Annotated in this window: 19 protein-coding genes; 4 read left to right on the top strand and 15 right to left on the bottom strand. The window is 66.9% G+C overall.

The features are described from left to right. Positions 1-26: 26 nt before the first annotated feature. From folC to LRH25_RS22700, 15 genes are all read right to left on the bottom strand, one after another. Positions 27-1304, bottom strand: coding sequence for a bifunctional tetrahydrofolate synthase/dihydrofolate synthase (gene folC, locus LRH25_RS22770; RefSeq protein WP_141288342.1), 1278 nt, complete (start codon positions 1302-1304; stop codon positions 27-29). A gap of 94 nt (positions 1305-1398) precedes the next feature. Next, complete coding sequence (gene accD, locus LRH25_RS22765; RefSeq protein WP_141288343.1) at positions 1399-2271, bottom strand: acetyl-CoA carboxylase, carboxyltransferase subunit beta; 873 nt, start codon at positions 2269-2271, stop codon at positions 1399-1401. Positions 2272-2302: 31 nt separating this feature from the next. Further along, complete coding sequence (gene trpA / locus LRH25_RS22760; protein ID WP_141288344.1) at positions 2303-3124, bottom strand: tryptophan synthase subunit alpha; 822 nt, start codon at positions 3122-3124, stop codon at positions 2303-2305. Further along, positions 3121-4326, bottom strand: coding sequence for a tryptophan synthase subunit beta (gene trpB / locus LRH25_RS22755; RefSeq protein ID WP_141288345.1), 1206 nt, complete (start codon positions 4324-4326; stop codon positions 3121-3123). The genes trpA and trpB overlap by 4 nt, the downstream gene beginning before the upstream one ends. Before the next feature lie 16 nt (positions 4327-4342). Then, entirely contained in the window at positions 4343-4981 is a 639-nt protein-coding gene (locus LRH25_RS22750; protein WP_141288346.1) for a phosphoribosylanthranilate isomerase, read from the bottom strand. After that, a complete protein-coding gene (truA, locus tag LRH25_RS22745) occupies positions 4978-5793 on the bottom strand; it encodes a tRNA pseudouridine(38-40) synthase TruA (protein ID WP_141288347.1) in 816 nt (271 codons plus the stop codon). The genes LRH25_RS22750 and truA overlap by 4 nt, the downstream gene beginning before the upstream one ends. 58 nt (positions 5794-5851) lie before the next feature. Then, positions 5852-8494, bottom strand: a complete 2643-nt coding sequence (locus LRH25_RS22740; RefSeq protein WP_231012290.1) for a motility hub landmark protein FimV — start codon at positions 8492-8494, stop codon at positions 5852-5854. Between the two features lie 419 nt (positions 8495-8913). Then, a complete protein-coding gene (asd, locus tag LRH25_RS22735) occupies positions 8914-10047 on the bottom strand; it encodes an aspartate-semialdehyde dehydrogenase (protein ID WP_141288918.1) in 1134 nt (377 codons plus the stop codon). Positions 10048-10150: 103 nt separating this feature from the next. Beyond that, positions 10151-11263 (bottom strand): 3-isopropylmalate dehydrogenase, encoded by a 1113-nt coding sequence (gene leuB / locus LRH25_RS22730; protein WP_141288919.1) that lies wholly within the window; start codon positions 11261-11263, stop codon positions 10151-10153. Positions 11264-11288: 25 nt separating this feature from the next. Beyond that, entirely contained in the window at positions 11289-11936 is a 648-nt protein-coding gene (gene leuD, locus LRH25_RS22725; RefSeq protein WP_141288921.1) for a 3-isopropylmalate dehydratase small subunit, read from the bottom strand. A 13-nt stretch (positions 11937-11949) separates the two neighbouring features. Beyond that, the gene (locus tag LRH25_RS22720; RefSeq protein ID WP_141288923.1) at positions 11950-12087 is read right to left on the bottom strand and encodes an entericidin A/B family lipoprotein; all 138 of its coding nucleotides are present in this window, start codon (positions 12085-12087) and stop codon (positions 11950-11952) included. Between the two features lie 20 nt (positions 12088-12107). Beyond that, on the bottom strand, positions 12108-13523 hold the full coding sequence (leuC, locus tag LRH25_RS22715; protein WP_141288925.1) for a 3-isopropylmalate dehydratase large subunit: 1416 nt from the start codon (positions 13521-13523) through the stop codon (positions 12108-12110). Between the two features lie 59 nt (positions 13524-13582). Next, complete coding sequence (locus LRH25_RS22710) at positions 13583-14536, bottom strand: LysR substrate-binding domain-containing protein (RefSeq protein ID WP_231012289.1); 954 nt, start codon at positions 14534-14536, stop codon at positions 13583-13585. Between the two features lie 288 nt (positions 14537-14824). Next, the gene (locus LRH25_RS22705; protein WP_141288524.1) at positions 14825-17062 is read right to left on the bottom strand and encodes an NADP-dependent isocitrate dehydrogenase; all 2238 of its coding nucleotides are present in this window, start codon (positions 17060-17062) and stop codon (positions 14825-14827) included. 171 nt (positions 17063-17233) lie between these two features. Continuing rightward, entirely contained in the window at positions 17234-19180 is a 1947-nt protein-coding gene (locus LRH25_RS22700) for a propionate--CoA ligase (protein WP_259372450.1), read from the bottom strand. A gap of 179 nt (positions 19181-19359) precedes the next feature. On the opposite strand from LRH25_RS22700, the gene LRH25_RS22695 reads away from it, so the two are divergent. The 4 genes from LRH25_RS22695 (at position 19360) to LRH25_RS22680 (ending at position 24320) form a co-directional block, all read left to right on the top strand. Then, a complete protein-coding gene (locus LRH25_RS22695) occupies positions 19360-19659 on the top strand; it encodes a hypothetical protein (protein ID WP_231012288.1) in 300 nt (99 codons plus the stop codon). Between the two features lie 371 nt (positions 19660-20030). Next, the gene (locus LRH25_RS22690; protein WP_231012287.1) at positions 20031-22187 is read left to right on the top strand and encodes a hypothetical protein; all 2157 of its coding nucleotides are present in this window, start codon (positions 20031-20033) and stop codon (positions 22185-22187) included. Beyond that, a complete protein-coding gene (locus LRH25_RS22685; protein WP_141289614.1) occupies positions 22184-23509 on the top strand; it encodes a glycosyltransferase in 1326 nt (441 codons plus the stop codon). The genes LRH25_RS22690 and LRH25_RS22685 overlap by 4 nt, the downstream gene beginning before the upstream one ends. Continuing rightward, positions 23490-24320, top strand: coding sequence for a hypothetical protein (locus LRH25_RS22680; protein ID WP_141289615.1), 831 nt, complete (start codon positions 23490-23492; stop codon positions 24318-24320). The genes LRH25_RS22685 and LRH25_RS22680 overlap by 20 nt, the downstream gene beginning before the upstream one ends. Positions 24321-24328: the final 8 nt, after the last annotated feature.

The raw sequence follows: 24328 nt of genomic DNA, 5'->3' as shown, positions 1-24328 counted from the left end.
GATAAGGCCCGCTTGCCTGGCCTCGCTCACGCCTGATGAGGCGCGCCCAGCCGAGGCAGACCATCCTTCAGCACGCCGCCCACGGTTTGAAACGAGCCGAAGACCACGATTCTATCAGCCGGGTCTGCGCCAGCCACGGCTGCGGCCAGTGCGGCCTTGGGACTGGCGTGCTGCTGCGCCTGCGCCTTGGGTGCCAGGCGCGCCACCACTTCGGCCAGTTGCGCAGCCGTGGCGCCGCGTGCCACGGGCAGGTCGCACAGGTACCAGCGGTCGACCAGCGTGGCCATGCGCGCCACCAGCGCGTCCAGATCCTTGTCGTGCATCGCGCCCAATACCGCGTGCGTGCAGGGCGAAAAGCCCATCTGGTCCAGGTTCAGCGCCAGCGCGGCGACCGATTGCGCGTTGTGCGCCACGTCCAGCACCAGCGTGGGCTGGCCCGGCACGATCTGGAAGCGGCCCGGCAGTTCAACCGTGGACAGGCCCAGCCGCACCGCCTGCGCGGTGATGGGCACGCGATCACGCAGAGACTCCAGCGCCGCCAATGCACCTGCGGCATTCAGCAACTGGTTCGCGCCGCGCAGCGCCGGGTACGCCAAGCTGTGATACCGCCGGCCACGACCGCTCCAGGCCCATTGCTGGCGGTCACCGAACTGGTTGAAGTCACGCCCCGCCAGCCACAGGTCGGCGCCCAGGGCTTCGGCGGCAGCGATCACGCTGGCCGGTGGCACCGGGTCGGACACGATGGCTGGCCGGCCGGCGCGCAGGATGCCGGCCTTCTCGCGGCCGATGCTTTCGCGGTCAGGACCCAGGTACTCGACATGGTCGATGTCGATGCTGGTGATGACCGCGCAGTCGGCATCAAACGCGTTGACCGCATCCAGCCGCCCGCCCAGGCCAACTTCCAGGATCACCAGGTCCAGGTCGGCTTCGGCCAGCGCGCGGGCGATTGCCAGCGTGGTGAACTCGAAGTAGGTCAGCGAGATGTCACCACGCGCGGCCTCGACCGCCTCGAAGTGCGGCACCAGCGCGGCGTCGGCCACCTGCTCGCCATTGATGCGGCAGCGCTCCTCGAAGTGCACCAGGTGCGGCTTGCTGTACAGGCCGACGCGGTAGCCGGCGGCGCGGGCAATGCTGTCCAGCATCGCGCAGGTCGAGCCCTTGCCGTTGGTGCCGGCGACCGAGATCAGCGGCACCTTGAATTGCAGGCCCAGGCGCTCGCGCACGGTGCGCGTGCGCTCCAGCGTCATGTCGATCGTCTTGGGATGCAGGCGCTCGCAGTGCGCCAGCCAGTCGTCCAGGTTCATGAAGCGAAGTGCCGATGAAAACGCCCCGGCGCGCCTGATGGCGGGCCGGGGCGAAGGGAGAGAAAGGTTAAAGCTGGGTCGGTCCGAAGCCGGGTCAGGCCACTGCGTCAGCGTTCTGGCGTTGCAGCATCGCCAGCTGGTGGGCGATGGTCTGGCGCAACTGGCGGCGGTCGACGATCATGTCCACCGCACCCTTTTGCATCAGGAACTCGGCGCGCTGGAAGCCTTCAGGCAGCTTTTCACGCACGGTGTTCTCGATCACGCGCGGGCCGGCAAAGCCGATCAAGGCCTTGGGCTCGGCGATCACCACGTCGCCCACAAAGGCGAAGCTGGCGGAAACGCCGCCCATGGTCGGATCGGTCAACACACTGATGTAGGGCAGCTTGGCTTTGGCCAGCCGCGTCAGCGAAGCATTGGTCTTGGCCATCTGCAGCAGGCTGAACAAGCCTTCCTGCATGCGCGCGCCGCCGGTGGCCGTGTAGCTGATGAACGGCACCTTCTGCTCGATGGCGGTTTCGACGCCGCGCACGAAACGCTCGCCGACGACCGAACCCATCGAGCCGCCCATGAAATCGAACTCGAAGCAGGCGACCACCGCCGGCACGCTCATCACCGAGCCGCCCATGACGATCAGCGCATCGGTCTCGCCGGTGGCTTCCATCGCGGCCTTCAACCGCTCGGGGTACTTCTTGCTGTCCTTGAACTTCAGCGCATCGACCGGCAGCACTTCGTGGCCGATCTCGTAGCGGCCCTCGGCGTCCAGGAAGGCATCCAGCCGGGCACGGGCACCAATGCGGTGATGGTGGCTGCACTTGGGGCAGACGTTCAGGTTCTGCTCCAGGTCGGTCTTGTACAGCACCGACTCGCAGGAGGGGCATTTGATCCACAGGCCTTCCGGAACCGAGCGGCGCTCGCTCGGGTCGGTGTGCTGGATTTTCGGGGGCAGCAGTTTCTCAAGCCAGCTCATGGATCAAAGCTCCTCAACGTTCAATTCGACTTTACAACGGATCTAGCGCATCCAGCGCATGACGGATCTCCGCCATGAACTGCCGAGCCGTGGGTGCAAGCAAGTCGTGCGCCTGGGTTTCGAGCAGCTGGATCAGGCGAGAGCCTATCACCACGCCGTCCGCCACCCGTCCCACGGCCTGCGCAGAGGCCGCGTCGCGGATGCCAAAACCCACGCCCACCGGCACTTTGACGTGCTGGCGGATGCGCGGCACCACCTCGGCCACCGCAGCGGTGTCCAGGTTGCCGGAACCGGTCACGCCCTTCAGCGAGACATAGTAGACGTAGCCGGTGGCAATGCGGCCGACCTGCGCCATGCGCGCCTCGGTCGAGGTAGGCGCCAACAGGAAGATCAGGTCCAGGCCATGCGCCTTCAGCAGCGCGGCGAAGTCCTCGCACTCTTCCGGCGGATAGTCGACGATCAACACGCCGTCCACGCCGGCCTCGGCCGCGTCCTTCACGAAGGCCTGCGCGCCGTGCTTCTGGTCGTAGCGCTCGACCGGGTTCGCATAGCCCATCAGCACCACCGACGTGTGCTGGTTGCGGATGCGGAAAGTCCGCACCATCGCCAGCACCTGCACCGTGCCGATGCCACGCGCCAGCGCGCGCTCGGAGGCTTTCTGGATCACCGGACCGTCGGCCATCGGGTCGGAAAACGGCACGCCGAGCTCGATCACGTCGGCACCGCCTTCGGCCAGCGCCAGCATGATCTCGACCGTCGCGTCTGCCGCCGGATCGCCCGCGGTGACGTAGGGAATCAAGGCCTTGCGCCCGTCACGCTTCAGCGCGTCAAAGGTGGCTGCAATGCGGCTCATGACAGGCCCTCCATCCCGGCCAGGCTGGCGACGGTGTTGATGTCCTTGTCGCCCCGGCCGGAGAGGTTCACCAGCAGGTTCTGATCAGGGCGCATCGTTGCCGCCAGCTTCATCGCGTAGGCCACCGCATGGGACGATTCCAGCGCCGGGATGATGCCTTCGGTGCGGCACAGGCGGTGGAAGGCGGCGAGCGCTTCTTCGTCGGTGATGCCGACATATTCGGCCCGGCCGATGTCGTGCAGCCAGGCATGCTCGGGGCCGACGCCAGGGTAGTCCAGACCGGCCGAGACCGAATGGGTCTCGATGATCTGGCCATTGTCGTCCTGCAGCAGGTAGGTGCGGTTGCCGTGCAGCACGCCGGGCGAACCGGCCGAGATGCTGGCGGCATGCTTGCCGCTGGCTAGCCCCAGGCCGGCGGCCTCGACGCCGATCAGGCGCACGCCCTCGTGCGGGATGTAGGGGTAGAAGATGCCCATCGCATTGCTGCCGCCGCCCACGCAGGCGATCACCGCGTCCGGCTGGCGGCCGGCCATCTCGGGCATCTGCACCAGGCATTCATCGCCGATCACCCGCTGAAAGTCGCGCACCATCGCCGGGTAAGGCGCCGGGCCGGCCACGGTGCCGATGATGTAGAAGGTGTTCTCGACGTTGGTGACCCAGTCGCGCAGCGCTTCGTTGAGCGCATCCTTCAGCGTCTTGCTGCCGGACTCGACCGGCACGACCTTGGCGCCCAGCAAATGCATGCGGAACACGTTCGGGCTTTGCCGCTTGACGTCTTCCGATCCCATGTAGACGACACATTCCATGCCGTAGCGGGCGCAGATCGTGGCGGTGGCCACGCCATGCTGGCCGGCGCCGGTCTCGGCGATGACACGCGGCTTGCCCATGCGGCGGGCCAGCAGGGCCTGGCCGATGGTGTTGTTGATCTTGTGCGCGCCGGTGTGGTTCAAGTCTTCGCGCTTGAGGAAGATCTGCGCGCCGCCGATCTCGCGCGACATGCGGGCGGCGTGGTAGATCGGGCTGGGCCGGCCGACGAAATGGGCCAGTTCGCTGTTGAATTCGGCGATGAATTCAGGATCGTGGCGGTAGTGCTCGTAGGCGGCCTGCAGTTCGTCGAGCGCGTGCACCAGCGTCTCGGAAACAAACCGCCCTCCATAGGGGCCGAAATGGCCAGCCGCATCGGGCTGTTGATAGGCAAACATGGAAAAACCTTTGGGATCAGGAGATCGCGTCGGCCATGCGGGCATCAGCTTCGCGCACAGCCTCGCAGAACCGGTGCATCAGCGCGGCATCCTTGATGCCTTTGGCGGCTTCCACACCGGAGCTGACGTCAACGGCCCAGGGCCGGACGTGCAAGATCCCATCGATCACGTTTGCAGGATTCAACCCACCAGACAAAACGAGCGGACGGGGCACGTTTGCGGGAATGAGCGACCAATCAAATGCCTTTCCACCGCCCCCGTAGCCCTCGACGTGGGCGTCGAGCAACAAGGCCGCAGCCTGCGGGTGGCGAGCTGCGAAGTCTAGCAAATCGAAACCGGGTGCCATGCGCGCGGCGCGCAGGAAGGGACGCCCGAAACTGGCGCAGTCATCCGCCAGCTCGTCGCCATGGAACTGCAGCAGCGCCATCGGCACCTCTTCCAGCCCCGCCCTCACCTCCTGGGCGCTGGCGTTGACGAACAACAGCACCGGGGTAACAAAAGGCGGCAGCCGCCGCGCCAGTTCGCCGGCCCGAGCGGCGGTGACGGCACGCGGGCTCTTTGCATACAGCACCAGGCCAACAGCATCGGCACCGGCCGCCACCGCGTCGTCGACGTCGGCTTCGCGGGTCAGGCCGCAGATCTTGATTCGGGTCATGGCAACCAGTCCATCGCGTGCGTGTGGTTCGGCAACTGCAGGTCGGCATCGTAGACCGGGCCGACGAAATACAGCCCTTGCGGCGCGAAGGTCGGCGCGGCGGCGTCGCGTGAGCGCGCGGCCAGCACCTCGTCCATCCAGCCAGGCGCGCGTGAGCCAGTGCCGATGGCGATCAGGCAACCCATGATGTTGCGCACCATGTGGTGCAGGAAGGCCGAGGCCTCGAAGTCAAAGCGCCAATAGGCGCCTCGGCGGCCGATGTCGATCTGCCGCATCAGCTTGATCGGCGACAAGGCCTGGCATTCGGACGAGCGGAACGAGCTGAAGTCGTGCTCCCCCAGCAGACGGGCAGCGCCGTCGCGCATCGCGTCACCGTCCAGCGGACGGAAGATCCAGCCGCAGCCGCCCTGCTCGATGGCCGGCCGCACGGCCGATTCCAGCAACAGGTAGCGATAGCGCCTGCCGCGCGCGCTGTTGCGGGCATGGAAGTTGGCCGGTACCGGCCGGGCCCACTGCACGGAAATGTCAGGCGGCAGGTAGCGGTTGGTGCCGCGCACCCACGAGAACAGCTCGCGCTGCAGCGGGGTGTCGAAGTGCACGACCTGGTTCAGGCCGTGCACGCCGGTGTCGGTGCGGCCGGCGCACAACGTGGTCACGGGCTGCGCGGCGAACTTGGCCAGTGCCGTCTCCAGCTTGTCCTGCACCGTGCGGCCACTGGGCTGGCTCTGCCAGCCGTGGTAGGCATCGCCACGGTAGGCAATGCCAAGGGCCATGCGCTGCGAGGGAGCCTCGTCCAGCGCAGGCGGCAACATCGCCGCCGTCGCCAGGCTGGCGGGCGGCGAGTCGGCCGCCTCACCAGCCGGCACGCTGTCAGCCAAGCTCATCCAGCATGGACTGGGCGCGGGCGCGCAATGCAGCACTGCCCTTGCTCAGCACTTCCTCGAGCAGGTCGCGTGCGCCTTCAACGTCGCCGATGCGGCGGAACTCATCGGCCAGCTCGATCTTGCGCTGCAGCGGGTCACCATCTTCTGGCTCCAGATCGAACGACATCGACGGCGTCGTGTCGCCGGATTCGGTCTCGGGCTCGAGGTCGGCGCTGAGGTCGGCCGAAGTGCCAGAGGCCGTCGTCGGCTCGTTCAGGTCCAGCGACAGGTCGCCGAAATCGAACTCCACCGAACCGGAGTCAGGTGCCGGCGCAGCAGGTGGCGCGGGCGGCTGCAGGTCCGACAGGTCGGGCAGCGGCTCCATGCCGGTGGGCAGCACTTCGGGCATGTCCAAAGCGTCAAGCTTGCCGCCCAGTTCGTCCTGCAGCGGTGGCAGCTCGGTGACATTGCCGCCCACGGTCGTCAGCGGACGGGTGCTCTCCAGGCCGGTCAGCGAGGAAGCCGCGTCCAGGTCAATGTCCAGGTCGTAGGTCGAAACCCGGCCGTCCGGCGTCAGCGCGTCCGGATGTGGCGGCAGTTCGTCGAACGCAGGCAGCGGCTCTGGCGCGGCGTAGACCGGCGCCGGTGCGACTGGCGGCTGGTAAGGCGCAGGGACCGGGTCTTCACGCAGGTCCGGTGGCGCGTCGGACGAGGTGTCAATGTCGACCTCGTCAATCGGGCCAGACGGCTGGTAGAGCGCGTTGTTCGGGTCGATCGAGCGGCCCAGCTCCTGCGCCTTCTCCCAGTCCTCTCCCAGGCCGCCGGTCATTTCCAGCAGCTGGCGGGCCTGGATCTCGAAGCTCTTGGCGTCAGCGCGCTTGGCGTAGACCTCCAGCATCTTGCTGCGGATGGCCACGCGTCCTGGGTCGGTGCGCAGCGCTTCCTTGAGGATTTCCTCGGCCTGCAGGTCGCGGCCATAGGCCAGGTAGACATCGGCCTCGGCGACCGGGTCCACGTCGCCGATGGCGTCCAGCTGGCTCAGCGAGTAGCTCAACGAAGAGGACGAGGAACTGGTGCCGTCGCGGGTGTCCACGCGCTGGCCGCCGCTGGCGCCGAAGAACGAATCGGGCTGCAGCTTGCTTTCGACAAACGAGGTCTCGCTGCCCTGGTCGCTGTTGCGGCGGCGCAGGCGCATCACGCCCAGGCCGGCCAGCAAAGCCACCAGGCCGACAGCACCTGGCAGCACAAACGGATTGCCGGTCAGCGACTCGAAGAAACTGGGCTCGGCCTCCGGCACCGGGGCTGGCAGCGGCCTGGGCCGGGGCTTGGGCACCGAAGCCGGCAGCACCGGCTCGCTGGCAGCAGCGCTCGCCGCTGGCGTGGCGATGCTGGCGGCCGGCGCAGGAGTCGAGGCCACCACGGGCGCCGGAACCGGCACCGGCGGCGCGACGACCGCTGCCGGCGCTGGTGCGGGTGGCACCGGGGCCGATGCACGCACCGCAGGCGCGGGGGCCGGCGCCACAACCGGGGCCGGCGCAGGCGCGGCAGCCACAGGCACCTTGACACCCAGCTGCGGCGCACTGGCCGCCGCAGGCGCAGTGGCAGCCTTGTTGCCACCGGAAAGCTTCTTCAGCTCCTCGACATTGCGCGACAGCTCGGCCACGCGGGTGTCGGCGGCCTTGCGCTCACTTTCCTTAGAAATCTTGCTTTCGGTCTCGCCGGTCTTGCCGCGCGAGAGCTTCAGCTGGTCGGGCGCGGTGGCGGGGCCGCCAGGCTTGCGGTCCTGCACCGCGGCCTCGACCTTGCCACTGGCCTGGCGGGCCGATTCAGTCGTCTTGACCGCAGGCGCGCCTTCGGCGAGGCGCTGGCGGAAGGCCGAGAAGTCGGCGCTGTGGGCCTGGATGACCTGGTGCGCTTCGTCGGCACCAATGCTGCCGGCGCTCTGCGCGTCAGGCACATTCAGCACCACGCCGGCCTTCAGCCGGTTCATGTTGTTGCCAAGGAAGGCCTGCGGATTGCCGCGGTACAGGCCGACCAGCATCTGGTCCAGCGACACGCCTTGGCGCGCATTGGCATTGGCGATGGACGACAAGGTGTCGCCGCTGCGCACCTTCACGCTGTCGCCTGAGGCAGAGGAAGGCGTGGCAGGCTGGCTGGCCACCGGACGCGGCGCAGTTGTCGGGGCCTGTGCGGGCGCCGGGCGCGGCGGGGTGTAGGGCGCGGTGGCAATGGGCGGCGGGGCCACCGGTGCGGGAGCCGGCGTGGGCGCAATCGGTGCGGCCGAGATCGCCGGCGCGGCATTCACAGGCGCGGACTGGGTGCCGGCGCTGCTGCGTGTGGTCGGTGGGTCGATCAACAGCGTGTACGAACGCTGCAGCCGGCCGCCATTCCACGAGAAGTCGAGGATGACGTCGACAAAGGGCTCGGACACCGCCCGCTCGCCAACCAGGCGGATGATCGGGCGACCGTCCGAACGCCGTTGCAGCGTGGCCTGGGCGCCGATCAGCACCGCGTTGTAGTCGACACCGGCTGCGCGGAAGGCATCACCTGAAGCGACGCTGCTGCGCAGCGAGGCGGCTTCGTCGGCCGTCAGGCCGGTGATCTCGATTTCGGCCCGCAGCGATTCGCCCAGCGCGCTTTGAACCGTCATCCGGCCCAAGCTGAACGCAGACGCGATCGGATGACAAGCCAGCAGCGCCGCCGCCGCAACAGCACTGAGCAGAGGGCCACGGGCCAGGAATGAGGGGTTCTTCAAAGCGTCTCCGAAAACGCAATCCGCGAGCCTGGGCAACTCAGGCTGCACGCCAACGACAAAACTCCCTGCAGGATATCCCCAAACAAGTGGGGAACTTCTGGCAGGAAAGCGGCACTGTATCAAGCATATAGCTTGCCAAGCTCATCCAAATCCTGACGTTGCCGCGAATGCGCTGAATAGCGCAAACCGCTGCACTTGCCTGTTGCCAAGTGGCAACGGGAGCAGGTTTGCGCGCGCCGGAGCGTGTAACAAGTCACGTTCGAAGCCCTGTTGTGGCATGCGAGGCTGACCTGGGCACCCTGCCCAGGCAGGCCTCAGGCCCCCAGCAGGATGCGCAGCATGCGCCGCAGAGGCTCGGCCGCACCCCAGAGCAATTGGTCACCAATTGTGAAAGCGCCCAGATATTCGGGGCCCATTGCCAACTTGCGCACACGGCCGACAGGAATCGTCATCGTGCCGGTGACAGCCACCGGCGTCAGGTCATGAATGGTCGCTTCGCGGGTGTTGGGCACGAACTTCACCCAGTCGTTGTCGGCCGCGATCATGGCCTCAATGTCGGCCAATGGCACGTCTCTCTTCAGCTTGAAGGTCAGTGCCTGGCTGTGGCAGCGCATCGCACCGACGCGCACGCAGAAGCCGTCCACCGGCACGGCAGGCGAGCCGAAGCCCTCGCCCTGGCCGAGGATCTTGTTGGTTTCGGCCATGCCCTTCCACTCTTCCTTGGACATGCCATTGCCAAGGTCCTTGTCGATCCAGGGGATCAGCGAACCACCCAGCGGCACGCCGAAGTTGGCGGTTTCGGCCTCGGTCAGGCTGCGCTGCTTGGCGATGACCTTGCGGTCGATCTCCAGGATCGCGCTCTTCGGATTGTCCAGCAGCGCCTTCACTTCAGCGTTCAGCGTGCCGTACTGCGTCAGCAGTTCACGCATGTGCTGCGCGCCGCCGCCGGAGGCCGCCTGATAGGTCTGGGTGCTCATCCACTCGACCAGGCCGGCCTTGTAGAGTGCGCCCACGCCCATCAGCATGCAGCTGACGGTGCAGTTGCCCCCGATCCAGTTCTTGCCGCCATCGCTCAGCGCGTTCTTGATCACCGGCATGTTGACCGGGTCCAGCACGATGACGGCGTCGTCCTTCATGCGCAACGTGGAGGCGGCGTCGATCCAGTGGCCGTTCCAGCCTGCGGCACGCAGCTTGGGGAAGACTTCGGTGGTGTAGTCGCCGCCTTGCGCGGTGATGATGATCGCGCAGCGCTTGAGCGCCTCGATGTCGAACGCGTCCTGCAGCCTGGTTTCGTTCTTCGCCATCGCCGGGGCGGCGCCGCCGGCGTTGGAAGTGGAGAAGAACAGCGGTTCGATCAGGTCGAAGTCGCCTTCGGCCTGCATGCGGTCCATCAGGACCGAGCCGACCATGCCGCGCCAGCCGACCAGTCCTACGAGTGCTTGTGCCATGTCAGTTCGCCTTTGCCTTGCCTAGTGAGAGTGCAGAAATCCAGACCTCCCCGGCTCGTGTCGCCGGGATCTGGGTTGCAGGGGCGAGACGAACCGGAGCTGATCAGCTCTTAATGGTTTTGCCGGTTTTGGTGGAGGTGAGTGCCGTGACCACGGCATCACCCATCTCGCGCGCGCCCACCTTCTGGGTGCCCTCGCTCCAGATGTCGGGCGTGCGGTAGCCCGAGGCCAGCACCGATTTCACCGCGGACTCGATGCGGTCGGCGGCTTCGGGCTGTTGGAGGGAGAAACGGAGCATCATGGCGGCAGACAATATTGTAGCCAAAGGGTTGGCCACGCCCTTGCCTGCGATGTCGGGCGCGCTGCCGTGGCTGGGCTCGTACAGGCCCTGGTTCTTCGCATTCAGCGAAGCCGAAGGCAGCATGCCGATCGAGCCGGTGAGCATCGAAGCTTCGTCCGACAGGATGTCGCCGAACATGTTGCCGGTGACGATCACGTCGAAGTTCTTCGGCGCCTTGACCAGTTGCATCGCCGCGTTGTCCACGTACATGTGGTCCAGCGCCACGTCCGGGTACTCCGCGTGCACGGCAGTGACCACGTCCTTCCAGAACTGGAAGGTTTCCAGCACGTTGGCCTTGTCGACCGACGTGACCTTGCCGCCCTTGCCGCCTGCACGCTTGCGGGCGGCCTGGAAAGCAACGTGGGCAATGCGCTCGATTTCCGGGCGCGAATAGCGCATCGTGTCGAAGGCTTCCTCAGCGCCCGGAAAGTGCCCGTCCACCGCGGTGCGGCGGCCGCGCGGCTGGCCAAAGTAGATGTCGCCGGTCAGCTCGCGGATGATCAGGATGTCCAGGCCGGCGATCAGTTCCGGCTTCAGGCTGGACGCGCCAACCAGTTGCTCATAGCAGATGGCAGGACGGAAGTTGGCAAACAGGCCCAGGTGCTTGCGCAGGCCCAGGATGGCCTGCTCCGGGCGCAGCGGCCGGTCCAGCGTGTCGTATTTCCAGTCGCCCACGGCGCCGAACAGCACCGCGTCAGCCGCCTGGGCCAGCTTCAGCGTGGATTCCGGCAGCGGGTGGCCGTGCGCTTCATAGGCGGCACCACCGACCTTGGCCTCTTCCATCTCGAAAGACAGGTCCAGCACCTTCAAGACCTTGACGGCCTCGGCAACGATTTCGGTGCCAATGCCGTCACCCGGCAGGATTGCAATCTTCATGGTCATGTTCAAAGAGGAATCTGAATCAGCGCACGCGCTGGGCCAGCCAGGGCATGCGGGCCAGGCGCTCGGCCTCGAAGGCCTTGATCTTGTCGGAGTGGCGCAGCGTCAGGCCGATGTCGTCGAAGCCGTTGACGAGGCAATACTTGCGGAAGGGTTGCACGTCGAACGGGATCTCGGCCCCGTCCGGCTTGATCACCACCTGGCGCGGCAGGTCCACCGTCAGCTGGTAGCCAGGGAAGGCCTTGACCTCGTCGAACAACTGGTTCACCGCCGACTCCGGCAGCACGATGGGCAACACGCCGTTCTTGAAGCAGTTGTTGAAGAAGATGTCGGCAAAGCTGGGGGCGATCAGCGCACGAAAACCGTACTGCTCCAGCGCCCAGGGCGCGTGCTCGCGGCTGGAGCCGCAGCCGAAGTTCTGGCGCGCCAGCAGCACCGAGGCGCCGGTGTAGCGCGGCTGGTTCAGCACGAAGTCCGGGTTGGCGCGGCGTGTGCCCGGGTCCTGGCCCGGCTCGCCATGATCCAGGTAACGCCATTCGTCGAACAGGTTCGGGCCGAAGCCGGTGCGCTTGATGGACTTCAGGAACTGCTTGGGGATGATCGCGTCGGTGTCGACGTTTTCCCGGTCCATCGGGGCCACGAGGCCCTTGTGAAGGGTGAAGGCTTGCATCACTGAACCCGGGTTACTTGGACTTCTTGGCGGCGCCTTCAATGGCGTCACCAGCCTTGGAAATGTCCTTGCCCATGCCTTCGACGGTGTTGCAACCGACCAGCGCCAGCAGCAGCAGGGAAGCCAGGGTCACGCTCAACTTCTTCAACATCATCCGCTCCTCAAGCGTATTCAAGCCACACGACGCACGTCGACGAAATGTCCGGCCATCGCAGCTGCGGCGGCCATTGCCGGGCTGACCAGGTGGGTGCGGCCGCCAGCGCCCTGGCGGCCTTCGAAATTGCGGTTGCTGGTCGAGGCGCAACGCTCGCCCGGCTCCAGCCGGTCGGCATTCATCGCCAGGCACATGCTGCAGCCCGGCTCTCGCCATTCGAAGCCCGCGGCCTTGAAGACCTCGTCCAGCCCCTCGGCCTCGGCCTGCGCCTTCACCAGGCCAGAGCCTGGCACCACCAGCGCCAGCTTGACGTTGGGCGCAATTCGCCCGCCCACGCGGCGCACCACGGCCGCCGCCTCGCGCATGTCCTCGATGCGGCTGTTAGTGCACGAGCCAATGAAGACCTTGTCGATGCGGATGTCCGACATCGCCTTGTTCGGCTCCAGCGCCATGTACTGCAGCGCACGTTCGATGGCGCCGCGCTTGACGCTGTCCTTTTCCTTGTCCGGATCCGGCACCCGGTCCTCGATGGACAGCACCATCTCCGGCGATGTGCCCCAGGTGACCTGCGGGCGGATCTGCGCGGCGTCCAGCTCGACCACCTTGTCGAAATGTGCGCCCGGGTCGCTGTGCAGCGTGCGCCAGTGGGCCACCGCATGTTCCATCTCCACGCTGTTCGGGCTGAACGGCCGGCCCTGCACGTAGTCGATCGTGGTCTGGTCGACCGCCACCAGGCCGGCACGCGCACCGGCCTCGATGGCCATGTTGCAGACCGTCATGCGGCCTTCCATGCTCAGCGCACGGATGGCAGCGCCAGCGAACTCGATGGTGTAGCCGGTGCCGCCGGCCGTGCCGATCTTGCCGATGATGGCCAGCACGATGTCCTTCGCGCCCACGCCCTTGCTCGTCTGGCCCTCGACCTTGACCAGCATGTTCTTCGCCTTCTTGGCCAGCAGCGTCTGCGTGGCCAGCACATGCTCGACCTCGCTGGTGCCAATGCCGTGCGCCAGCGCGCCAAATGCGCCATGCGTGCTGGTATGGCTGTCGCCGCAGACCACCGTCATGCCCGGCAGCGTGGCGCCCTGCTCCGGACCGATCACGTGCACGATGCCCTGGCGCTTGTCGCTCATCTTGAACTGCGTGATGCCGTAGCGGTCGCAATTGGCGTCCAGCGTGTCGACCTGCAGCCTGGAGATCGGGTCGGCAATGCCTTGCGAGCGATCGGTGGTCGGCACGTTGTGGTCGCTCACCGCCAGGTTGGCCGACAGCCGCCACACCGGCCTGCGTGCGATCTCCAGCCCCTCGAAGGCCTGCGGGCTGGTCACTTCGTGCACCAGGTGGCGGTCGATGTAGAGCGTGGCAGTGCCGTCTTCTTCGGTGTGGACGACGTGTTCGTCCCACAACTTGTCGTACAGGGTGCGTGCGGTGGTCATGGCGTCTGGCTTGTCAAGGCGGCTGGTGGCCGCAGGAGAAGGATTGTCGGGGATTCCGATCAAGGATTCGTCGGCATGGCCGGGCTGCGGCGCGGGTCCGGCAGCGCCGGCTCGGCCTCGGTGCCGGCGAGTGTTCGCAGGGCATCGGCAAAGCGCTGCACCACGGTTGGCAGCACCGCCTGTTCGCGCGCGGCCAGCAGGTAGCGGCGCTGCGCCCAGGGCTCGTCCAGCGCCCGCACTTCGATGGCGAACAGCTTGGCGAAGCGGTGCGCCACGGCGGCTGGCAACACCGCCACACCCAGGCCGGCATCCACCAACTGGGCAATGGCGTCGAAGCCGCGCACCTGCAGCCGCGCGTTCAGCGTTCGGCCACGTTCCAGCGCTCGCTGCAGCATCAGTTCGTGCACCGAGGCACCAATGTGCAGGCCGACGATGTCGAAATCCAGCAAGGCGTCGAACGGCAGCGGCGCGGGCCGGCTGGCCAGCGCATGGCCACGCGGCATCACCACCGCCAGCTCGCCGGTGCGATAAGGCCAGGCCCGCAGCCGTGGATCGATCAAGGGCGGCGCGAAGATGCCGATGTCCGCCCTGCCCTCGGCCACCGCCGTCTGCACGTCGGCGCTGGTCAGGTCTTCCAGGCTGATGCGGATCTGCGGGTGCTCGCGGGAGAACGCCGCCAGGTCGGCCGGCAGGGCCTCGGCGATGGCGCCGGCATTCGCGGCAATGCGCAAATGACCCTTGATGCCGCGGCTGAATTCCACCACCTCGCTCTCCAGCGCATGCAGCGAGGCATGCAGGCTGCGGATGTGGCGCACCAGCGCGCGGCCGGCCTCGGTGGTCTCGACACCGCGTGCGCGGCGCTCGAACAGCTGCACGCCCAGCCGCGTCTCCAGGTCCTTCAGCCGTTTGCTGGCTGCCGCCAGCGCAAGGTGCTCACGCTCAGCCGCCCGCGTGATGTTGCGCGTCTCGGCAATGGCGAGCACCAGGTTGAGCGTGACCAGATCGAAGCGCATGCGGGGCGGCGGCGGAAGCTGCGGAGCGGACAGACAGCAAGTGTGAGGGAAGCGAAGGCCGCTTGCACTGCCTCGTTTCACCCCGGTCGGGCGGACGAGACAACGGGGAGAGGCACCGGTAAGCACCAAGCCGGCAACCGTCGCAGACCCAATGATGAACGAAGGCTTGGCGGCGCGTGCACGGAGATCGATGAGCAAGGCTTCTCCTGCCACGAACGATCGCTCACCCATCCCCATGAAAAACGGCCACCCGAAGGTGGCCGTTGGTGTTCAGTCGCGGGGACTGGCTCAACTGTGCGCGGCTTCCAGCGCGGCGTTGAAGGTCTTGCTGGGGCACATCACGGCCTTGAGCTTTTCGGCGTCCGGCTGGTAGTAGCCGCCAATGTCGACCGGCTTGCCCTGCACCGCTGCCAGCTCGGCGACGATGGTGGGCTCGTTTTCGGTCAGGTTCTTGGCCAGCGGACCGAAGTGGGCTGCCAGTTCCTTGTCGTCCGTCTGCGCGGCCAGTTCCTGGGCCCAGTACATGGCCAGGTAGAACTGGCTGCCGCGGTTGTCCAGCTGGCCGGTCTTGGGGGACGGGTTCTTGTTGTTGTCCAGCAGCTTGCCGGTGGCGGCGTCCAGCGTCTTGGCCAGCAGCTTGGCCTTGGCGTTGCCGGTCTTCAGGCCCAGGTCTTCCAGGCTGACGGCCAGGGCCAGGAACTCGCCCAGCGAATCCCAGCGCAGGTGGTTTTCTTCCACCAGCTGCTGCACATGCTTGGGCGCCGAGCCGCCGGCCCCCGTCTCGTACATGCCGCCACCGGCCATCAGCGGCACGATGGACAGCATCTTCGCGCTGGTGCCCAGTTCCATGATGGGGAACAGGTCGGTCAGGTAGTCGCGCAGGATGTTGCCGGTCGCCGAGATGGTGTCCAGGCCGCGGATCACGCGCTCCAGCGTGTAACGCATCGCCCGCACCTGCGACATGATCTGGATGTCCAGCCCGCTGGTGTCGTGGTCCAACAGGTAGGTGTTGACCTTCTTGATCAGCTCGGCTTCGTGCGGACGATACGGGTCCAGCCAGAAGATGGTGGTCATGCCCGAATTGCGCGCACGGTTGACGGCCAGCTTGACCCAGTCGCGGATCGGCGCGTCCTTGACCTGGCACATGCGCCAGATGTCGCCGGCCTCCACCGTCTGGCTCAGCAGCACTTCACCGGTGGCGATGTCGACGATGTTGGCCACGCCGCCTTCGGTGACTTCGAAGGTCTTGTCGTGCGAGCCGTATTCCTCGGCTTGCTGCGCCATCAGGCCCACGTTGGGCACGGTGCCCATGGTGCGCGGGTCGAAGTTGCCGTTGGTCTTGCAGAAGTTGATGACTTCCTGGTAGATGCGGGCAAAGGTCGATTCCGGGATCACCGCCTTGGTGTCCTTGGGTTTGCCATCGGCGCCCCACATCTTGCCGCCAATGCGGATCATGGCCGGCATCGAGGCGTCGACGATGACGTCGTTCGGCGCGTGCAGGTTGGTGATGCCCTTGGCCGAGTCCACCATCGCCAGCTCCGGGCGATGCTCATGGCAGGCGTGCAGGTCGCGGATGATCTCTTCACGCTTGGAGGTCGGCAGCGTGGCAATCTTGTCGTACAGATTGACCATGCCGTTGTTGACGTTCACGCCCAGCTCGTCGAAGAGCTTGCCGTGTTTCTCGAAGGCTTCCTTGTAGAAGATCTTCACCGCATGGCCGAAGACGATGGGGTGCGAGACCTTCATCATCGTGGCCTTGACGTGCAGTGACAGCATCACGCCCGTCGCCCGCGCATCTTCGAACTGCTTTTCGTAGAAGTCGCACAGCGCCTTCTTGCTCATGAACATGCTGTCGATGATCTCGCCTTCGAGCAGCGAAACCTTGGGCTTCAGCACGATGGTCTTGCCGTCCGCGGTGACCAGTTCCATCCGCACGTCGCGCGCCTTGTCCAGCGTCATCGACTTTTCGCCGTGATAGAAGTCACCGTGCGTCATGTGCGCCACGTGGCTGCGTGAAGCCATGCTCCACTCACCCATCGAGTGCGGATGCTTGCGGGCGTAGTTCTTGACCGCGGCCGGGGCGCGGCGGTCCGAGTTGCCTTCACGCAGCACCGGGTTCACCGCGCTGCCCAGGCACTTGGCATAGCGCGTGCGGATCTTCTTCTCGTCGTCGGTCTTCGGGTCTTCCGGGAAGTCCGGCAGCGCGTAGCCCTTGGCCTGCAGTTCCTTGATCGCGCTGGTCAGCTGGTGCTGGGAAGCGCTGATGTTGGGCAGCTTGATGATGTTGGCATCGGGTTCCAGCGTCTTCTTGCCGAGCTCGGCCAGCGTGTTGGGCACGCGCTGGGCTTCGGTCAGGAATTCGGGGAACTCGCCCAGGATGCGCGCGGCGACCGAGATGTCACTCTGTTCGACCTGGATGCCGGCCGGCCGCGCAAACGTGCGAATGACCGGCAGGAAGGCGGCTGTCGCCAGCAGCGGCGCCTCATCGGTCAAGGTGTAGATGATGGTGGGCTGCGAATTGCTCAAGGCGGTTTTCCTGAGAGAGAGGGGAGAACAGCGGTCACGCGTTGCGCGACCACAAAAGCCAGTCCTGGATTTTGATTTGCCAGCCGATTCAATGGGGTGCTTTTTTGAAGTTCGATCTCACGATGCGGAATTTGCGCCGTAACCGGCCGAAATTTCTTGGCGCTCGAACACTTAAGCAGGCCGCGCATCCGGCCCGCCAAGCAGGTCCTTGATTTGCTGCAGTGCACCAGGATCGTCCATCGTCGTCAGGTCGCCCGGGTCCCGGCCTTCGCAGACCGCCTGCATTGCGCGGCGCAGCAGCTTGCCGCTGCGGGTCTTGGGCAGCAGGCTGACAAATCGCACCCGCGCCGGCCTGGCCACGGCGCCGAGTTGCTCGTCGACCTGCTTCATGATCGCGCCCTCGAGCTTCAGCGCGTCGGCCGGCTCGGCGGCCAGTGCGGCATCCTTCAGCACCACGAAGGCCATCGCCACCTGGCCTTTCAGCGCATCGGCCACGCCAAGCACCGCAACCTCGGCCACCGCGGCGTGGCTGCTGATGCTTTCCTCGATCTCGCGCGTGCCCAGCCGGTGGCCCGCCACGTTGATCACGTCGTCGGTGCGGCCCAGGATGAAGTAGTAGCCATCGGCGTCGCGCACGCCCCAGTCGAAGCTGCTGTAGAGCGCCCTGCCCGGCACGCTGGACCAATAGGTCTTCACATAACGCTCGTCGTCGCCCCAGACCGTCTGCAGGCAGCCGGGCGGCAGGGGGCCCTGCACGGCGATCACGCCTTTGTGGTTGGGCTCGGTGATCTCCTCGCCGCTGGTCTCGTCGATCAGCCGCACGTCGAAGCCATAGACCGCCATGCCCGGCGAGCCGTAGCGCGTCGGCGCCGGCTCCACGCCATTGCAGATCGCCAGGATCGGCCAGCCGGTTTCCGTCTGCCAGTAGTTGTCGATCACCGGTTTGCCGATGGCCTCGGACATCCAGGTCGCCGTCGGCTCGTCCAGCGGCTCGCCGGCCAGGAACAGCGCCTTCAGGCTGGACAGGTCATGCCGTGTCAGGCAGGCCGGGTCCTGCTTCTTCAGCACCCGCGCGGCCGTGGGTGCGCTGAACATCACGTTGACCTTGTACTGCTCGACGATGCGCCACCAGACCGCCGCGTCCGGGCGGGTCGGCAAGCCTTCGTACATCACGGTAGCGGTGCCATTGAGCAGCGGCCCGTAGACGATGTAGCTGTGGCCGACGACCCAGCCGATGTCGCTGGTGGAGAAGAAGGTCTCGCCAGGCTGCGCCATGTAGATGTGGCGCATGCTGGCCGCCAGCGCCACCGCGTAGCCGCCGGTGTCGCGCTGCACGCCCTTGGGCCTGCCCGTCGTGCCGCTGGTGTAGAGGATGTAGCTGGGGTGCGCGCTGTCCACCCATTCGCAGGGCACCACGGCGTCCATCCGGGCCGCGCGCTCGGCCGCGAAGTCCAGGTCACGGCCTGGCACAGGTGCAAAGTCCACCAGCCCCCGGTCCACCATCAGCACCTTGGCCGGCTTGTGCGAAGCGAGTTCGATCGCCTCGTCCAGCAGCGGCTTGTAGGCCACCACCTTGCCGCCGCGCATGCCGGCATCGGCGCTGACGACCAGCACCGGCTGCGCATCGTCGATGCGGCTGGACAGTGCGTGGCTGGCAAAACCGCCGAAGACCACCGAATGGATCGCGCCGATGCGCACGCAGGCCAGCATCGCAAATGCCGCCTCGGCGATCATCGGCATGTAGATCAGCACCCGGTCGCCGCAGCCCACGCCCTGCGCCTTCAGGATGGCCGCGAAGCGCTGCACCTCGGCATGCAGCTCGCGAAAGCTCCAGGTCTTCTCCACGCCGGTTTCGCTGGAGACAAAGATCAGTGCCGCCTGGTCGGCCCGCTCGCGCAGGTGCCGGTCCACCGCGTTGTGACAGAGGTTGGTCAGCCCGCCGGCAAACCACTTCGGGAATCGGGGATCTGTCGCATCGCAGACCTGGTCGAACGGCCGCTGCCACTCGATCAGCGCGGCCTGCTCGGCCCAGAAACTGTCGCGCTCGTCGATCGAGCGGCGGTAGAAATCGGTGTACGACGGCATCTGATTTGTCTCCTGTTGGCTTTGGCTCTTGATGGCGCCGGGCAAGGTTAGCAATCCCGCCTGACGCCCGCCTGAAACCAGCGCCGCGTGTGGCGCCTGATCTGTCGCCTCGCATCGCGTGGGCGTCACCAAGCGGCAATGTCAGGCAACGCGAAGGCAAAGCAGGCAGTCGAACATCCGGCCCATTCACTTTGTTTGAGCTTGGACAAGCCATGAAGACTTTCTCCCTGATTTTCCCGGCCGCCGCCCGCACGCTGGGCGCGAGCCTTGCAGCCCTGGCCCTCGCCTGCACCGCCCAGGCGCAGGATGGCCCGCCCGGCGGGGACCGTGGCCGCCCGCCCAGCCCACCACCCGAGGCCGTGCAGGCCTGCGTGGGCCACGCCGAAGGCGCCAGCGTCAGCTTCACGCTGAAGGACGGCAAGGCCTTGACCGGCACCTGCCGCAAGCTGGACGGCCAACTGGTCGCGATGCCAGCGCACATGGACCGCAAGCCGCCCCCCAACGCAAACTGAAGCGGCGACCAAAAAGAGGCGCCCCTTTGAGCACGGCGACGGTGGGCACCGTTGCTGGCGCACCCCACGAGCGTGGGGGGACCATGACATCCGTCACGGAATTGACGCTGCGCAAACCTATCTTTCGCATATCGCGGCTTGCAGAAGTAGCAAGGCAGAGCCGCGTGACGCGCCGGGGCCATGCGCCCGGCCGACCGCAGGGAGATGCGCACACCGCCGCCCACGCCGCCTGACCCGCGTCGCTGGCGCAAGCCTTCCTGCACGCCCTACCGTGTTTGGAACCGCTCAGGCTCGCGCCCCATGCTCAAGACTGCCCCTGCCCCGCTGCCATCGCTGTTTGCTCCCGCACGCCAACCCGCTGGCCGCGCGCAATGAACGGCCCGATGCTGGGGCTGCTCAGCGCCGCCGCCCTGGAAATGCGCCCTCGGCCGCCACGCAGCCGGGCGCCCCAGCACGCGCAAGACGCTCCGCATGACTCGCCCTACCGCGGCTATGTGGAAGCGCTGGACCTCATGCGCGGCCTGGTCGGCTGGGCCGCCCATCAAAGCGGCAGCGAGTTGCCGACGATCACGCTGTGGTGCGACGACCGGCCGCTGGCCGAGACCACGCTGCAGGGCACACGGTCCGACATCTGGCTGGGCAGCAAGCGCGACATGCCCACCTCGTTCGCCTTCGATACCGACGAACTGCTGCGCATTGCCACGCTGACCGACATCAGCCCGCTGGCCAGCCTGCACGTGCGCTGCAACGACCGCGAGGAAGACCTGCCCACCGCGCTTGAGTGGACCTTCGGCGACCTGCAACAGCTGCGCAGCTCGACCGAACGCAGCGACTTCATCGAAGGCGAGCCCGGCCCGCTCGCACCGGAGCTGCGACGCCTGGCGCGCAAGTCCTATGCTTCGCTGGCTCAGCCGCTGCGCCAGGACCCGCAGCGCCAGAGCGGCGTGATCGAGTTCGCCGCCCGGCTGTCCGACACCCATTTGCTGATCGGCGGCTGGATGCGCGCCCGCCAGCCCACGCTTTGCGCGATGCTCGTGCTCAGCGACGGGCACAAGCGCCCGGCCGCGCTGGCCGTGGTCGCCGCGCCGCGGCCCGACCTGCCCGAAGAGGCCTGGGCCTTCGCAGGCGTGCTGCATGTGGCCGACGGGCTGGACCTGGCCCAGCTGCAGCACCCGGCGCAAATCGCCTTTGCCGGCCAGGCGCAGGAATGGCTGTGCGCCGTGCAGCCACTGCGCAAGCCCAGGCTGGCCGAGGCCCTGGGCGAGGCCGAGGCGCTGATCGCCCGCGCCGGTCCGGCGCAGGCCGAGCGCGGCTGCGAGCTGCTGGCGCTGATGCGCGCCTGCCTGCCCTGGACGCCGGTGGCCCAGCGATTCGACACCCTGGGCATCAAGATCGGCATCGACCACTGCCTGGTGATCCCCAACTTCGGCATCGTGCTCTCGGGCTGGCTATTGCACCCGATGAGCCATCCGCGCATGGTGAGGGCCAGGCTCGGCCAGGCCCTCTATGAACTGGAACCCGGCACGCTGGCCTTCACCCCGCGCAAGGACCTGGCGGCCAGCTTCCCGACCATGGCCGACCGCACGGCCACCGCCGGCTTCAGCTGCGTGCTGCGCAGCGACTCCAAGCCCGACAACCTCGACACCTGGATGCTGCGCTTCGACTTCGAGGACCACAGCACCTGCCTGCACGAGCTGACGCTGGAAACCATCCGCTGCACCGACTACCAGCTGGACCTGGCCAGCATCAATGCCATCCTGCCCGGCATCGAATGCATGCCCTGGCTGGACGAGCTGGTGCACTCGGCTGCCTCGCTGCTGCGCCAGAGCCGGGACAAGCAGATGACCTGGGTCAAGCGGCAGCCCATGGCCAAGGCCATCGTCTGCGTGCTGCCGCAGGCGCAGCAGCACCAGCTGCTGGTGCTGGACGCGCTGGCCAGCTGCCTGCGCCGCATCGCGGCACCTGACCTGGGCCTGGTCATCCTGCTGCCCGCCACGATGGCGCCCGGCACCTGGGCCGGCTGGCTCAGCGAACTGCGCGCCAGCAGCCACCCGCGCATGCCGCTGGCCATCGCCCGGCTGGCCGCCGGCGCCGAAAGCTGGTCGCTGCTGCCGGACCTTTTGGCCACCTGCACAGTGCGGCGCTTTGCCTTCCTCGGCCCCGCCGTGCTGCTCACGCCGGCCGGCACCGAGGCCGTGCAAAGCCACCTGCAGCAAGCCAGCAGTGAGATCGACTACCTGGACATCGAATTCTTCAAGGGCAGCCAGGCCGAGACCGGCCACGAAAGCCAGGCCTTTGCCTGGCACACCGCCGCCTTCGAGGCGCACCGCGTGCAGGCCCCTACGCTGCTGCCCGGCTACTGGCGCACCAACGCGCTGCCCCGGCCGCCGGTGCGCTCGCGTGCTGCAGCCGCGCCGCATTGCCTGCGCCTGAGCCGGCCGACCAGCATGCCGCTGCACGACCGGGTCAACCAGCAGCTGATCCTGCGCTGGCAGCAGCAGGACGAGGGCCACCGGGCAGCACCATGATCGTCGTCTTCTCGCACGCCCATCCATCCATCAGCAAAGGCGGCGCCGAGGTCAGCGCGTACACGCTCTACAAGGGCCTGCTGGCGCTGGGCCAGAAGGCCGCGTTCGTCGCGATGTGCCCGGAGGCCCAGTTGGCCAAGCTGCGTTTCGAGACGCCGGATGAACACACCATCGCCTACCAACCGGCGCGCTACGACCACTACTTCCACCTCGCCGAGCCCAGCCAGCTCGGCGCCGTAGCCGAACTGGTCCAGACGCTGCAGCCCAGCGCAATGGTCTTCCACCACTTCCTGTTCATCGGCATCAACACCGTGCGCCGCCTGGCCGAGCGCTTCCCCGTGCCTTCGGTGCTGGTGCTGCACGAGTTCCTGGCCATTTGCCACCACCACGGCCAGATGGTGACCCGGCCGCACAAGAAGCTCTGCGAGGCAGCAGGTTCGGTGCGCTGCGCAGGCTGCTTCCCCGAGCACGACGCAGAGGAATTCAACGTGCGCAAGCAGTCCTTCCTGGCGGCCATGGGCCAGATGACGCGACTGGTCTCGCCCAGCCACTTCCTCGCCAGCCGCTTCATCGCCTGGGGCATCCCGAAGCAGCAACTGGTGGTGATAGAGAACGGCCTGGCCGGCTATGTGCCACCGCCTCCCACCACCGACAGGCCACCACCCCACCGCAGCCCTGCCGGCCTGCCCTGGCAGCGCAGCGAGGCCGCAGCGCGGACGATCCTGACCGTGTTCGGCTACTTCGGCCAGATCAACCCCTTCAAGGGCATCGACCAGATCCTCGATGCCCTGGACCTGCTGCCGGTCACCGTTGCCGGCGCCTCCGCGATCCGCGTGCGCATCCACGGCAACGTGGTCGGCGTGACCGAGGAGTTCCAGAAGCGCTTCGAAGACGCCCAGGCGAAAGACCCGCGCATCGAATACGTCGGCCCCTACAACAACCAGGACGTGCACCGGTTGATGCAGGCCTGCGACTACGTCCTGATGGCCAGCAAGTGGTGGGAAAACTCACCGGTCGTGATCCAGGAGGCCTACGCCGCCGACCGGCCCGTCATCGTGCCCGCGCTGGGGGGTATGGCCGAAAAAGTCATCGAAGGCACCAGCGGCCACCACTTCAAGCCCAACGATCCGGAGGACCTGGCGCGGGTGCTGCTGAAGTGCGCAAGCCGCCCCGGCGCGCGCAAGAAGATGCAGCTCCCCCGCCCGCTCAGCGCCGCGCAGATGGCCAGGCGCTACCTCGTGGCCGCCGGCCTGGGGCCGACCGATTGGGCTTCCACCACACTCAAGACAGGGAACACAAAAAATGCTGAAGGGATTCATTGAACAGATCTCCGAGACCGCGATCTCGGGCTGGGTCTACTGTGCCAACTTCGATGTCGCCGGCCATCGCCTGCTGGCCTTCGAGCGGGACCAGTGCATCGGCGCAGGCCACATCGACATTCACAGGCCGGACCTGGAAGCCGCCGGCATGGGCAAGGGACTGCTGGGCTTTTCGATCAGCTGCGACCCGGCGGTGCTGAAGCGCCATGCCAACATCAGCGTGCGGCTGGACAACTCCGACTTTGCGCTGTTGCCACGCAGCACCTCGCAACGCCCCGCTCGCCGCGAGGTGGCGGCAGGCCTGTTCAGCAGCACCGAGGCACGGCGTGTCGAATGGATGGCCAGGCAGGGCTGGCTTTCACAGGAGCAGTTCCTGGCGCTGCGCAGCTTGAATCAGCTGGGGGTGTACCAACGGACCTTCTCGCGCAGCGAACTTGGCGACTTCTCGCTGGAGCGCAAGGCCGCCGACCTGTACCTTGAAATCATGTGCCTGCTGTTCCGCAGCGAGTTCAACCTGGCGCAACTGCAGGAGCATTCGCTGATGCCCCGTGACCTTGCGCAGCTCGACTTCAACCTGGCGGGCGGAGAACATGGCGTGATCGGACTGTACGGCGGCGAGCTGAGCGCCGAGGTCTCCGAAGGCGCGCACGCCCTTGGCATCGACGGTGCCGAGCCCCCCGTGGTGGCACCCGTCAGCTACCGCTGCGCGCCGCATCAGCTGCTGCTGGTGCACACCGGTTGCCTGCGCAGCCTGGCACTGGGCAAGGGCAGCGGCGTGCAACTGCTGGCGCTGGCGGCCCCAGCCGCTGCCTGAGTCGCTCC

This window comes from Ideonella azotifigens (assembly GCF_021043325.1).
Classification (GTDB): domain Bacteria; phylum Pseudomonadota; class Gammaproteobacteria; order Burkholderiales; family Burkholderiaceae_C; genus Ideonella; species Ideonella azotifigens.
The sequence above is the reverse complement of the archived record's forward strand: the minus strand, read 5'-3'. Positions and strand labels throughout refer to the sequence as shown.